The sequence below is a fragment of the Paenibacillus sp. BJ-4 genome (genome assembly GCF_020404765.1).
Lineage (GTDB): Bacteria > Bacillota > Bacilli > Paenibacillales > Paenibacillaceae > Paenibacillus.
On the sequence record NZ_JAIVEM010000162.1, the window covers coordinates 24,832 to 38,882 of the forward strand.

Annotated in this window: 9 protein-coding genes; all 9 read right to left on the reverse strand. The window is 46.4% G+C overall.

Going from position 1 to position 14,051, the window contains the following annotated elements:
• Nucleotides 1–26: 26 nt before the first annotated feature.
• Nucleotides 27–335: a 30S ribosomal protein S10 gene (gene rpsJ, locus LCF57_RS23965; RefSeq protein ID WP_006676490.1), complete on the reverse strand. Its 309-nt coding sequence runs from the start codon at nt 333–335 to the stop codon at nt 27–29.
• Between the two features lie 339 nt (nt 336–674).
• Nucleotides 675–1,865, reverse strand: coding sequence for an elongation factor Tu (tuf, locus tag LCF57_RS23970; RefSeq protein WP_023990558.1), 1,191 nt, complete (start codon nt 1,863–1,865; stop codon nt 675–677).
• Nucleotides 1,866–1,960: 95 nt separating this feature from the next.
• Nucleotides 1,961–4,039 (reverse strand): elongation factor G, encoded by a 2,079-nt coding sequence (fusA, locus tag LCF57_RS23975; RefSeq protein ID WP_025715684.1) that lies wholly within the window; start codon nt 4,037–4,039, stop codon nt 1,961–1,963.
• Between the two features lie 47 nt (nt 4,040–4,086).
• Nucleotides 4,087–4,557, reverse strand: a complete 471-nt coding sequence (rpsG, locus tag LCF57_RS23980) for a 30S ribosomal protein S7 (RefSeq protein ID WP_007432586.1) — start codon at nt 4,555–4,557, stop codon at nt 4,087–4,089.
• A 50-nt stretch (nt 4,558–4,607) separates the two neighbouring features.
• Nucleotides 4,608–5,030, reverse strand: coding sequence for a 30S ribosomal protein S12 (gene rpsL, locus LCF57_RS23985; RefSeq protein WP_007432587.1), 423 nt, complete (start codon nt 5,028–5,030; stop codon nt 4,608–4,610).
• 143 nt (nt 5,031–5,173) lie between these two features.
• A complete protein-coding gene (locus LCF57_RS23990; RefSeq protein WP_007432588.1) occupies nt 5,174–5,425 on the reverse strand; it encodes a ribosomal L7Ae/L30e/S12e/Gadd45 family protein in 252 nt (83 codons plus the stop codon).
• A gap of 221 nt (nt 5,426–5,646) precedes the next feature.
• The gene (rpoC, locus tag LCF57_RS23995; RefSeq protein ID WP_226002913.1) at nt 5,647–9,261 is read right to left on the reverse strand and encodes a DNA-directed RNA polymerase subunit beta'; all 3,615 of its coding nucleotides are present in this window, start codon (nt 9,259–9,261) and stop codon (nt 5,647–5,649) included.
• 139 nt (nt 9,262–9,400) lie between these two features.
• Nucleotides 9,401–12,946: a DNA-directed RNA polymerase subunit beta gene (gene rpoB / locus LCF57_RS24000; protein WP_063211168.1), complete on the reverse strand. Its 3,546-nt coding sequence runs from the start codon at nt 12,944–12,946 to the stop codon at nt 9,401–9,403.
• Nucleotides 12,947–13,261: 315 nt separating this feature from the next.
• The gene (locus tag LCF57_RS24005; RefSeq protein WP_226002914.1) at nt 13,262–13,903 is read right to left on the reverse strand and encodes a class I SAM-dependent methyltransferase; all 642 of its coding nucleotides are present in this window, start codon (nt 13,901–13,903) and stop codon (nt 13,262–13,264) included.
• Nucleotides 13,904–14,051: the final 148 nt, after the last annotated feature.

Consider the following 14,051-nt stretch of genomic DNA (forward strand, 5'->3'; position numbering starts at 1 on the left):
ACCTCTTTTCTTTTCCTAATCACATATTACAATTTAATTTCGATATCTACACCGGACGGCAGGTCCAAGCGCATCAAGGCATCCACAGTTTGTGGAGTCGGGTTAACGATGTCGATCAAACGCTTGTGTGTGCGCATTTCGAATTGTTCCCGAGAATCCTTGTACTTGTGTACCGCACGGAGAATAGTAATAACTTGTTTTTCAGTTGGCAGCGGAATTGGTCCGGATACACCAGCGCCCGAACGTTTAGCTGTTTCAACAATTTTCTCAGCGGATTGATCAAGAATTCTGTGATCGTAAGCTTTCAAACGAATACGAATTTTTTGCTTTGCCATTTTAGTCCCTCCTTCTATCGCCCAATTTGGTATCGGACATACTCCGTGAAAATTTTCCGACAGCCCTCCCATGGCAAAGGGGCCGGGTGTGTCAGTAACCTCTCACATCATCGCACAGTCACAAACAACATTAATTATTATATCTAATAGTTCTGCCTATTGCAAGCAAAAACGAAAAAACAATGCATCTTATTTTCAAAAAGATAGAATTGCGCTCGCAGCTCGCCTTTTATTCAAGAGAAAAGCCCCCGCACCAGGGCAGGGGCTCGTTTAGCTTCGTTCCAGTACAATGTTACTCGTTCCAGTACAATGTTACTATATTCAAGGCTTGCAGCCTTATTATTTAGAGATTGTTGCTACGGCACCGGCGCCAACTGTACGGCCACCTTCACGAATGGAGAACTTAGTTCCTTCTTCGATTGCGATTGGGTTGATCAGTTGAACAGTAACCGTGATGTTATCACCAGGCATTACCATTTCGGAACCTTCTGGCAAAGTAATGATACCAGTTACGTCAGTTGTACGGAAGTAAAACTGTGGACGGTAACCAGTGAAGAAAGGTTTGTGACGTCCACCTTCTTCTTTAGTCAAAACGTAGATTTGAGCAGAGAATTCTGTATGTGGGTTAACAGAACCTGGTTTAGCCAATACTTGACCACGCTCGATTTGTGCACGATCTACACCGCGAAGCAGTGCGCCGATGTTGTCACCAGCTTGAGCGGAATCAAGCAATTTACGGAACATTTCTACGCCTGTTACTACGGATTTACGGGATTCTTCTTGAATACCGATGATTTCGATTTCGTCGCCCACTTTAACTGTACCACGCTCTACACGGCCTGTAGCAACTGTACCACGACCAGTGATGGAGAATACGTCCTCGACAGGCATAAGGAAAGGCTTGTCAGTGTCGCGCTCTGGAGTTGGGATGTAAGTGTCGATTGTTTCGAACATTTCAACGATTTTCTTAGCCCAGTCGCCATCTGGGTTTTGCAGTGCTTCACGAGCGGAACCACGAGTGATTGGAGTGTCGTCGCCTGGGAAGTCATACTCGCTCAGCAAGTCGCGAACTTCCATTTCAACCAATTCCAGCAACTCTTCGTCTTCAACCATGTCACATTTGTTCAGGAATACAACGATGTAAGGAACGCCTACTTGGCGGGACAACAGGATGTGTTCGCGAGTTTGTGGCATTGGGCCGTCAGCTGCGGATACAACCAGAATCGCTCCGTCCATTTGTGCAGCGCCAGTGATCATGTTTTTAACATAGTCGGCGTGACCTGGGCAGTCAACGTGTGCATAGTGACGATTAGGTGTTTCGTATTCCACGTGTGCTGTGGAGATTGTGATACCGCGTTCGCGCTCTTCTGGAGCTTTATCGATTTGGTCGAATGCTACAGCAGCACCACCGTAAGTTTTGGAAAGTACAGTTGTGATTGCAGCAGTCAAAGTTGTTTTACCATGATCGACGTGACCAATAGTACCGATATTAACGTGCGGTTTGTTACGTTCAAACTTAGCCTTTGCCATTTGAACAATTCCTCCTCAATAACTTGTTTTATTTTTAGGCTGCCGGATACCTCTTGGAAAAACCTTGAGTATACCGAGTCAGCTAATACACTGTATTACTCGCCGCCTTTGGTTTTGGCAACGATCTCTTCGGCAATGCTCTTCGGAACTTCTTCATAATGATGAAGCTCCATGGAGAACACACCGCGTCCTTGCGTACCGGAACGAAGTGTAGTTGAATATCCAAACATTTCGGACAATGGAACCATTGCACGAATAATTTGGGCACCGCCACGGGAATCCATACCTTCAATCCGGCCACGACGGGAGTTCAACATACCCATTACGTCACCCATGTATTCCTCTGGAACCGTTACTTCAACTTTCATAATCGGCTCGAGCAATACTGGTTTACATTTGTCTTTCGCTGCTTTCAGCGCCATTGAACCAGCAATTTTAAATGCCATTTCATTGGAATCGACATCATGGTATGATCCATCCACAATTGTAGCTTTAACGTCCACAAGCGGGAAGCCAGCCAGGACACCGTTTTTCATTTGCTCTTCAATACCAGCAAGTGCAGGTCCGATGTATTCTCTTGGAACAGAACCACCGACAACCTTGCTTTCAAACTGGCTACCAGTACCTGCTTCAAGAGGCTCGAACTCAACCCACACGTGACCGTATTGACCACGACCACCGGATTGACGAACAAACTTACCTTCAACACGTGCTGGAGCACGGAATGTTTCACGGTATGCTACCTGTGGTTTACCAACATTGGTTTCCACTTTGAACTCACGACGCATACGGTCAATGATAATGTCCAAGTGAAGCTCACCCATACCCGCCAAAATGGTTTGACCAGTTTCTTCGTTAGTAGAAGCGCGAAGAGTTGGATCTTCTTCGGTCAACTTGCCGAGTGCAACTGCCATTTTGTCTTGGTCAGCTTTGGTTTTAGGCTCAACCGCGATTTCGATAACCGGATCAGGGAAATTCATGGACTCGAGAATAACAGGATTCTTCTCATCACACAGTGTATCACCTGTACCTGTATCTTTCAAACCTACGGCTGCCGCAATATCACCGGAGTAAACTTCAGTGATTTCTTGACGGCTGTTCGCATGCATTTGAAGAATACGTCCGATACGTTCACGTTTGCCCTTTGTTGCATTCAATACGTATGAACCGGATTGAAGCACACCAGAGTATACGCGGAAGAATGTCAACTTACCAACGTAAGGGTCAGTCATAATTTTGAAGGCCAATGCAGAGAAAGGCTCTTCATCAGAAGAATGACGTTCAACTTCCGTACCATCTTCCAGATGACCTTGGATACTTGGTACATCAATAGGAGCTGGCAGGTAGTCAACAACAGCATCCAGCATCAACTGAACACCTTTGTTACGGTATGAAGATCCACAGATAACAGGGAAGATTTTAACTTCTACAACACCTTTGCGGAGAGCAGCTTTAATTTCTTCAACCGTAATCTCTTCGCCTTCCAGGTATTTCATAGTCAAATCTTCGTCCAGTTCAGCAACCTTCTCAATCAATTCGTTGCGAAGTTCTTCAACTTGATCTTTGAATTCCGCAGGAATTTCGGTTTCTTCGATATCTTGACCAAGGTCATCTTTGTACATATGAGCCTTTTGTGCAACAATATCAATGATACCTAAAAAGTCATTTTCAGCGCCGATTGGCAATTGAATCGCAACTGCGTTCGCCTGAAGGCGATCACGCATGTCAGAGACAACATTCAAGAAGTCGGCACCAATGATATCCATTTTGTTTACATATGCGATCCGTGGAACGCCATAGCGATCAGCCTGTCTCCATACGGTTTCGGACTGAGGCTCAACGCCTTCTTTCGCACTGAAAACACCAACTGCTCCGTCCAATACACGAAGGGAACGTTCAACTTCTACAGTGAAGTCAACGTGCCCCGGGGTGTCGATGATATTGACGCGGTGACCTTTCCAGGCAGCGGTCGTCGCAGCGGAAGTAATCGTGATTCCGCGCTCTTGTTCTTGTTCCATCCAGTCCATTGTCGCAGCGCCTTCGTGAACTTCACCGATTTTGTGCGTACGGCCTGTGTAGAACAAGATCCGCTCTGTTGTTGTGGTTTTACCCGCGTCAATATGAGCCATGATCCCGATATTACGTGTATTTTTCAAGGAGAACTCTCTTGCCATGAAATGGGTCTCCCTTCAAAATTGAAGTTATTTTTTTGAGCTGAATCCTACCAACGATAGTGAGCAAACGCTTTGTTCGCTTCAGCCATTTTGTGAGTGTCTTCACGTTTTTTCACGGAAGCGCCTGTGTTGTTGGAAGCATCGATAATCTCAGCCGCCAAACGCTCTTCCATAGTCTTCTCGCCGCGGTTGCGGGAGTAGTTTACGAGCCAACGTAATCCCAGGGACGTACGTCTTTCTGGTTTTACCTCGATTGGTACTTGGTAGTTGGCACCGCCGACACGGCGTGCTTTAACTTCCAGGACTGGCATGATATTCTTGATAGCTGCTTCAAAAACTTCCATCGGGTCATTCCCCGTACGTTCTTGGATAAGCTTGAACGCATTGTACAGAATGCTTTGAGCAACGCCTCGTTTTCCGTCGAGCATGATGCGGTTGATCAAGCGGGTAACCAACTTGCTGTTGTATACCGGATCTGGCAACACGTCTCTTTTGGTAACTGGACCTTTGCGTGGCATGGATATCCCCCTTTCTTACATGTTAAACCTGCATATGCGGTTTATATTCATTAGGATTTTTTAGCTTTAGGGCGTTTTGCGCCGTATTTGGAACGAGCTTGCATGCGGTTGTTTACGCCTGCAGTATCCAAAGCACCGCGAACGATATGATAACGCACACCCGGAAGGTCTTTTACACGACCGCCACGAATCAGCACTACGCTGTGTTCTTGGAGGTTATGTCCAATACCTGGAATGTAAGCAGTCACCTCTACACGGTTCGTCAAACGAACACGAGCATATTTACGAAGTGCGGAGTTTGGTTTTTTTGGAGTCATAGTACCTACACGAGTGCACACTCCGCGTTTTTGCGGGGCACTGATGTCGGTAGCTTCACGTTTCAAGGCATTAAAACCTTTTTGCAAAGCCGGTGATTTCGATTTCTCGATTTTGGCTTGACGTCCTTTACGAACCAGTTGGTTAATAGTTGGCATGTTGGTTGCCACCCCCTTCCTCAATTTTTGCTGTTGCTTTACAAACCTTATCTAAGCCCACAGACCCAGGCGGTTCATAAAAGAACAAATGAAAAGTCTTTGCCGCCAAGAATACAATTCCCTAGACAAAAACGTTCCTTACCCTATTGTTTTACGATAGCAGCCATTGCGGCTCCCACTTCAATCCCACATGCAGCTCCGAGATTTTTCATTGTGTCTACGAGAGTCACTTTGACTCCTTGCTTGTTGCACAAAGCAATGATGTTGGAAGTGAGACGCTGATCTGCGTCTTCTGCCACATATACTTCAGAGGCGAAGCCCAATTCTACCATACGAATGGTTTGTTTGGTACCGATTTTGACATGAGCATCTTGCAGTCCCTGTTCTTTAGACATATCTCATTCCTCCGAAAAGACCCAATAGCATATAGGCTGCTCACGCACCTTTGCTATATTAGCATTGACTATTAACAATGTCAAGATAATTATTAAGTATAATTCACTTGATCCAAGCTATCGCGTTCATTTTCAGAAAAAAGCAACGGAACATCGCCTGCTGAAGCCTTTATGCAAGGCTCCAGCAAGGTTAAGATGCTCCGGGCCATTAATGTTTTTTATTAATCAGCTGAAATCGGCTCAAGTTCCTCAGATGAGGATTGTTCCTCTTCCGGCTGGGCAAATTTCACACTACGGTAACGGTTCATACCTGTTCCCGCAGGAATCAATTTACCAATAATTACATTCTCTTTCAAACCAAGCAACTGATCGACCTTGCCTTTAATAGCAGCATCGGTCAGGACACGAGTGGTTTCCTGGAAGGAAGCTGCAGACAAGAAGGAATCAGTTTCCAGAGACGCCTTGGTAATACCGAGCAGAACCGGTTTAGCTACCGCTGGCTCTTGTCCGCTGAGAATCGCTATCTTATTTGCATTTTCATACTCATGTACATCAACAAAGGAACCTGGAAGCAGCGTCGTGTCACCCGCATCAATGATACGGATTTTACGCAGCATTTGACGAATCATAACTTCCACGTGCTTATCGTTGATTTCTACGCCCTGATTTCGGTATACACGCTGAACTTCCTGAAGGATATAGTTTTGTACCCCGCGAATACCTTTAATACGCAGCATTTCTTTAGGGTCGATCGAACCATCCGTCAGTTCATCCCCGGCTTCAACGGTCATGCCTTCGCTTACGCGCAGACGTGAACCATAAGTTACCGAGTAAGTTTTCGTTTCAGCTTCACCTTGAATGTCGATTTCACGACGGTCTTTACCTTCACGAACTTCTTTAACTACACCGTCAATTTCACTGATGGTTGCCTGGCCTTTAGGATTACGTGCTTCGAAAAGCTCCTGGATACGAGGCAAACCTTGTGTAATATCGTCGCCCGCTACGCCGCCTGTGTGGAACGTACGCATGGTGAGCTGTGTTCCCGGTTCACCGATGGATTGCGCTGCGATAATACCAACCGCTTCACCAATCTCAACGTGTTTACCAGTAGCCAGATTACGACCGTAGCATTTTTTGCAGACACCGTGTTTGGCACGGCAGCTTAGTACAGAACGAATTTGAACCTTCTCTACACCAGCTTTAACAATCGCTTCAGCTTTGTTGGAGTCAATCAGTTCGTTGCGTCTAGCCAAGATCTCGCCAGACTCCGGATGACGTACGGTTTCGAAGCAATAACGACCTTCCAGACGATCGTACAAGTCCTCAATTACTTCTTTGCCGTCCTGGATACGACTTACTGTAAAGCCTTTATCCGTTCCACAGTCTTCTTCGCGCACGATAACATCCTGCGCCACATCAACGAGACGACGAGTCAGGTAACCAGAGTCAGCCGTACGCAGGGCTGTATCCGCCAAACCTTTACGCGCTCCGTGTGTGGAGATGAAGTACTCGAGTACTGTCAGACCTTCACGGAAATTCGATTTGATTGGGAGCTCGATAATACGACCGGATGGATTCGCCATCAGTCCACGCATACCGCCGAGCTGGGTAATCTGCGATTTGTTACCACGCGCTTTGGAGTCTACCATCATCATGATGGAGTTGTAGCGATCCATGGACTTCATCAGCACGTCAGTAATATCATCTTTTGCTTTGGACCAGATATCGATAATTCGGTCATAGCGTTCCTCGTTCGTAATCAGACCACGACGATACTGATTCGTTACGACTTGCGCTTTGTCCTCAGATCCCTTAAGAATCTCTTGTTTTTCCACTGGCACAATTACGTCCGCTACAGCAACAGTTACACCCGCACGAGTAGAATACGTAAAGCCAAGCTGCTTGATTTTATCCAGAATTACAGCTGTTTCTGTTGTATGGTAAATTTCAAAACAACGGGCGATGATATTACCAAGGTAATCCTTGCCCACCCCGCTAGCTTGCGGAGCGTTTTGAATAGCTTCCGTAAGATTTACACCCTTCTCGTAAACAAAGAACTCCTCTGCAGTACCATAGAGCAGGTTTGCGCGGGTAGCGTCATTGATGTACGGGAAGCTTGCTGGGAAAATCTCATTAAAGATAATTTTACCCACTGTTGTAATCAGCATTGCATCTTGTTGTTTCTCTGTAAAGCTCGTTTTATTCAAAGCTTTAACCGGAATAGCTACACGAGCATGAAGCCCCGCTGTACCACGCTGGTACGCCGAGATAGCCTCATTCGGATTGCGAAGGATCATATTGCTTCCTTCTTCTTCCTTGTTATCCATAGTCAAATAGAACGAACCAAGAACCATATCCTGGGAAGGAGTAACAACAGGCTTGCCATCTTTTGGATTCAAAATGTTGCCGGATGCCAGCATGAGCAAACGAGCCTCTGCTTGAGCTTCCGCAGACAACGGAACGTGAACCGCCATTTGGTCACCGTCAAAGTCGGCATTGTATGCCGTACATACGAGCGGATGCAAACGAATCGCACGACCTTCAACCAGGATCGGTTCAAACGCTTGAATACCCAGTCTATGCAGCGTAGGGGCACGGTTAAGAAGAACCGGATGCTCCTTGATTACTTCTTCGAGCACATCCCATACTTCTGCGCTCACACGCTCTACTTTACGCTTCGCGCTCTTGATGTTGTGTGCCAGACCTTTGTTGACAAGTTCTTTCATAACAAAAGGCTTGAACAGTTCCAGCGCCATTTCTTTCGGTAAACCGCATTGGTACATCTTCAAGTATGGACCTACTACGATAACGGAACGACCGGAGTAGTCAACACGTTTTCCGAGCAAGTTTTGACGGAAACGACCTTGTTTACCTTTCAGCATGTGGCTGAGGGATTTCAAAGGACGGTTACCCGGACCTGTAACAGGACGACCACGACGGCCATTATCAATCAGAGCGTCAACAGCTTCCTGCAGCATCCGTTTTTCATTTTGCACGATAATATCTGGCGCACCGAGATCTAACAGGCGTTTCAGACGGTTATTACGGTTAATAACACGGCGATACAGATCGTTTAGATCAGAAGTAGCAAAACGTCCGCCATCCAACTGTACCATTGGACGAAGCTCAGGAGGAATTACAGGCAGTACGTCCATGATCATCCAATCCGGCTGGTTGCCAGAGTTACGGAACGCCTCAATAACTTCAAGACGCTTGATGGCACGGTTACGACGTTGTCCTTGAGCTGTACGCAGCTCTTCCTTCAGGAATTCCAGTTCTTTATCGATGTCCAAATCTTGAAGAAGCTTTTTAACCGCTTCGGCCCCCATACCTGCTTGGAAACCGTACCCGTATTTTTCACGGTAGCTGCGGTATTCTTTTTCGGACAGAAGCTGCTTTTTCTCCAGTGGCGTATCTCCTGGATCAGTTACAACATAAGATGCGAAGTAAATGATCTCTTCGAGAGATCTTGGAGACATATCAAGAGCAAGACCCATACGGCTTGGAATACCTTTGAAGTACCAAATGTGCGATACAGGGGCAGCCAACTCGATGTGTCCCATGCGTTCACGACGAACCTTAGCGCGGGTAACTTCTACACCACAACGGTCACAGACAACGCCTTTATAGCGTACACGTTTGTACTTACCACAATGACATTCCCAATCTTTCGTAGGTCCAAAAATTTTCTCGCAAAATAGTCCTTCTTTTTCCGGTTTAAGCGTACGATAGTTAATCGTCTCCGGTTTTTTGACTTCTCCGCGGGACCAAGAACGAATCTTTTCGGGGGAAGCAAGCCCGATTTTCATATATTCGAAATTGTTAACGTCCAACAAGGAGCAACCCTCCTTAACCAAATCCTGAGTTTTTAGGTTTGATACCGCCCGGCAGCACCGGGCGGTATCAAGAAGCCCATTCCATCCTAGAATGGATCAAGGCATATAACAAAGCTGATAGATTCAGTCAGCGATCCAACTACTCTACGCCAACCTCAGAGCCTTCCAGATTCAAACTCAGCTTATCGCCAGTTGTATCATCCTCGTCATCAAGCTCTCTCATTTCGATCTCTTGTTCGTCTTCGGACAGAATCTTCACGTCCATACCCAAGCTTTGCAGCTCTTTGATCAAGACCTTGAATGATTCAGGAACACCCGGTTCAGGGACATTTTCACCTTTGACGATGGATTCGTAAGTTTTAACACGTCCAACCACATCATCGGATTTCACTGTCAAAATTTCCTGAAGCGTGTACGCCGCGCCGTAGGCTTCCAGCGCCCATACTTCCATCTCCCCGAAGCGCTGACCACCGAATTGAGCTTTACCGCCCAATGGTTGTTGCGTAACGAGAGAGTAAGGACCCGTAGAGCGAGCATGGATTTTATCGTCAACCATGTGCGCAAGTTTAATCATGTGCATGACACCGACAGTAACTTCACGTTCAAAACGATCTCCTGTACGTCCATCATACAACACAGTCTTACCATTACGCTGCATGCCTGCTTCTTCCATAGTATCGAACACGTCATATTCCTTGGCACCATCGAATACTGGCGTTGCCACATGAATACCAAGACGCATTGCAGCCATACCCAGATGGACTTCGAGCACCTGTCCGATGTTCATCCGTGAAGGTACGCCCAGCGGGTTCAGAACGACCTGTACTGGTGTACCATCCGGCAGGAATGGCATATCTTCCTCAGGCAAGATACGGGCAACGACACCCTTGTTACCGTGACGTCCAGCCATTTTATCGCCTTCGGAGATTTTACGTTTTTGAGCAATGTATACGCGTACCAGCTGGTTCACACCTGGTGGCAGCTCATCGCCATTTTCACGTGTAAATACTTTAACATCTACAACGATCCCGTCCGTTCCGTGAGGAACTCGCAAGGAAGTATCGCGAACTTCGCGTGCCTTCTCACCAAAGATTGCATGCAAGAGACGCTCTTCAGCTGTCAGCTCAGTCACACCCTTAGGTGTTACTTTACCAACGAGGATGTCGCCTGCGGCGATTTCAGCACCAATACGAATGATGCCGCGCTCATCCAGATTACGAAGCGCTTCTTCACCAACATTCGGAATATCACGAGTAATTTCTTCAGGTCCAAGCTTCGTATCACGAGCCTCAGATTCGTACTCCTCGATATGGATCGAGGTGTATACATCCTCCTTGACCAGCTTCTCACTCAGCAGGATCGCATCCTCGTAGTTATAACCTTCCCAAGTCATGAAAGCCACGACAACGTTACGTCCCAATGCCAACTCGCCCATCTCTGTGGAAGGACCATCCGCAAGAATATCGCCAACTTTGACAATATCGCCTCTGTTAACAATCGGACGCTGGTTGATGCATGTTCCTTGGTTAGAACGCATAAATTTGTGTAATTTATACTTAACAATGTCGCCTTTTACTTCAGCGCCATCTACAGTTTCAATACGACGCAGCCAAATTTCATTAGCCGAAGAACGTTCGATTACCCCGTTGTACTTGGACACAACGCAAACACCGGAATCTTTTGCAGACTTATGTTCCATTCCTGTTCCAACCAAAGGAGCCTTCGGAATCAAAAGTGGGACAGCCTGCCGCTGCATGTTGGAACCCATCAACGCGCGGTTAGAGTCATCGTTCTCCAGGAACGGAATCAGTGCAGTTGCGACCGATACGACCTGTTTAGGCGATACGTCCATGTAATCGACACGGCTACTCGCCATTGGAATAATGTTATCAGACTGCTTGTTATAGCGGACAATGACGATTTCATCCTTAAAGGTGTTTTCCTCAGTCAATTCCGCATTTGCCTGAGCTACGATGTAGTTATCTTCTTCATCAGCAGTCAGGTAATCAATCTGATCTGTAACTTTTCCGGTTTTCGGATCTACCCAACGATAAGGAGCTTCGATAAATCCGTACTCGTTGATACGCGCGAAGGTAGACAAGGAGTTAATCAAACCAATGTTCGGTCCCTCCGGTGTCTCGATAGGACACATACGGCCGTAGTGACTCGGATGGACGTCACGTACCTCCATGCCCGCGCGCTCACGTGTCAAACCACCAGGCCCGAGAGCAGACAAACGACGTTTGTGTGTCAATTCAGCAAGTGGGTTCGTCTGATCCATGAACTGAGACAACTGGGAGCTACCAAAGAACTCTTTAATCGAGGCGATTACCGGACGTATGTTAATCAGCGCCTGTGGCGTAATTACATTAGCATCTTGAATCGACATTCTTTCGCGAACCACACGTTCCATACGGGACAAACCAATGCGGAACTGGTTCTGGAGCAACTCACCTACAGAACGCAAACGACGGTTACCCAAGTGGTCAATATCGTCTGTGCTTCCGATTCCGTGAAGCAAGTTAATAAAATAACTGATGGAGGAAATAATATCGGCAGGCGTAATATTTTTAACCGATTTATCAATATTTCCGTTAGCAATCAGTTTTACAACTTTACCATCCTCAATTGGTGAGAATACGTCAATCGTTTGAAGTGGAATATCATTGCTTTCCAGTACGCCACTAGCAACATGATACGTACGGTGTCCAACCGATTCTTCCAGTTGAGCCAAAATCTCGTCCAACAGGCGGCGATCCACCATTTGTCCTGCCTCAGCGATGATTTCACCAGTTGTCGTATCAATCAGGGTCTCAGCAAGCCGTTGATTGAACAGACGGTTTTTGATGTGAAGTTTTTTATTGATTTTGTAACGGCCTACGTTGGCCAGATCATAACGTTTTGGATCAAAGAAGCGTGCAACGAGCAAGCTCTTTGCATTATCCAGTGTAGGTGGCTCACCCGGACGAAGACGCTCATAAATTTCAATCAGCGCTTTCTCGGTAGAGTCGGTATTGTCTTTATCAAGCGTGTTACGGATATATTCGTCATTGCCGAGCAAATCCAAAATCTCAGCATCAGTGCCGAAGCCTAGCGCACGCAGCAACACCGTAACCGGAATTTTACGGGTACGGTCAATCCGGACATAGATAATGTCCTTCGCATCCATCTCCAGTTCGAGCCAAGCCCCCCGGTTAGGAATTACCGTTGCGGTGTATGTTGTTTTCGCATTCTTGTCGACTTTTGTGCTGAAATAGACGCTGGGAGAGCGAACCAACTGGCTGACAATAACCCGTTCCGCACCGTTAATAATAAACGTACCCGTTTCAGTCATCAGCGGGAAGTCTCCCATGAATACTTCCTGCTCTTTCACTTCCCCGGTTTCTTTATTAATAAGCCGGACTTTTACCCGAAGCGGTGCTGCATACGTTACGTCGCGTTCCTTTGCGTCGTCAACGGTATATTTCGGTTCTCCGAGAGAGTAATCGATAAATTCCAAAATCAGATTTCCTGTGAAATCCTGAATTGGCGAAATATCCCGAAACATCTCCCGTAATCCTTCCTCCAAAAACCAATCATAGGATTTTTGTTGGATTTCAATCAGGTTCGGAACCTCGAGTACCTCATTAATACGTGCATAACTGCGCCGAGTGCGTCGACCATATTGAACAAGATGTCCTGCCAACTTAAACTCACCCCTCATGTCTACTCACTTTAAAAATACATTGCGAACCTCTGTTTGTGACCTTATAATAAGACACATACAGAAGATTCGATCTTACAAATACAGAAAAGCCCTTACTCGAATGCATTCGAAAAAAGAGCGACGTATCTGCAGAATCCTCTTACCGGAAGATCTTCATCACTTGTAGATTTGCCCAAAATGATTATATTATACGTAATAGAGATACATACTATACCCTTCTACGCATAAACCTATTGACATTTCAACAAACTAAAGCCATGGAGGGCATCCTAATACTGACATTTTATAATGATATCACAGACCAGGATTCAAGTCAATGGTCCTATTGCATTTTCTAAAACTTTTTTCTGCCTTTAAGATTCGATAACCTTTATCCTTCGTAACTTCCTCCACACAACCGAAAAGACTCTCGATTTTAGCACTCGCCGAAGGAGCCCCTTGTTTTTTCTGAATGACCACCCACAAAGCTCCACCTTCGTTTAAATGCTCATACGCCAACTCAAAAATGGCGTGCACCGTTTCTTTCCCTGCACGTATCGGCGGATTCGTCAAGATCACGTCAAAATGCTGATGCTTTACTTCCGCGAACAAATCGCTCTGCTTAATGGTAACATTCTTAATCCCATTTCGTTCCGCATTTTCCTTTGCCAGTTGAACGGCTCGTTCGTTAATATCAATCATCGTAACGTGGCCCTCTGGCACAAGCGTTGCTGCCGTCAACCCAATCGGTCCATATCCGCATCCTACATCTAGCACCGAGGCCTGTACGGGAAGCTGCATCGCTTCAATGAGCACACGGCTGCCGTAATCAATCCCCTGTTTTGAAAATACACCTGAATCACTGGCAAAACGGTATGTCCGTCCCCTCAGCACTGTCTCCAGGCTCCGTCGTTCATGCGCCGCCTCTGGCCGTTTAGAGTAATAATGATCAGCCATTCATGACCACCTCTTTCGGTTCTAATACCATCATAGCCCTTACGATCACGTTTCAGACATGTTGGCACTACCGTTTTACAGCAACAAACCCCTTGAAGATCACCTCAAGGGGTTTGTTTTCGTACATTGTCTGCTAGTTAGCAGTCAA

Bases quoted from the DNA above. Each gene is read 5' to 3' on its own strand.
- rpsJ (WP_006676490.1), bottom strand. From the start codon at position 335: ATGGCAAAGCAAAAAATTCGTATTCGTTTGAAAGCTTACGATCACAGA.
- tuf (WP_023990558.1), bottom strand. From the start codon at position 1,865: ATGGCAAAGGCTAAGTTTGAACGTAACAAACCGCACGTTAATATCGGT.
- fusA (WP_025715684.1), bottom strand. From the start codon at position 4,039: ATGGCAAGAGAGTTCTCCTTGAAAAATACACGTAATATCGGGATCATG.
- rpsG (WP_007432586.1), bottom strand. From the start codon at position 4,557: ATGCCACGCAAAGGTCCAGTTACCAAAAGAGACGTGTTGCCAGATCCG.
- rpsL (WP_007432587.1), bottom strand. From the start codon at position 5,030: ATGCCAACTATTAACCAACTGGTTCGTAAAGGACGTCAAGCCAAAATC.
- LCF57_RS23990 (WP_007432588.1), bottom strand. From the start codon at position 5,425: ATGTCTAAAGAACAGGGACTGCAAGATGCTCATGTCAAAATCGGTACC.
- LCF57_RS24005 (WP_226002914.1), bottom strand. From the start codon at position 13,903: ATGGCTGATCATTATTACTCTAAACGGCCAGAGGCGGCGCATGAACGA.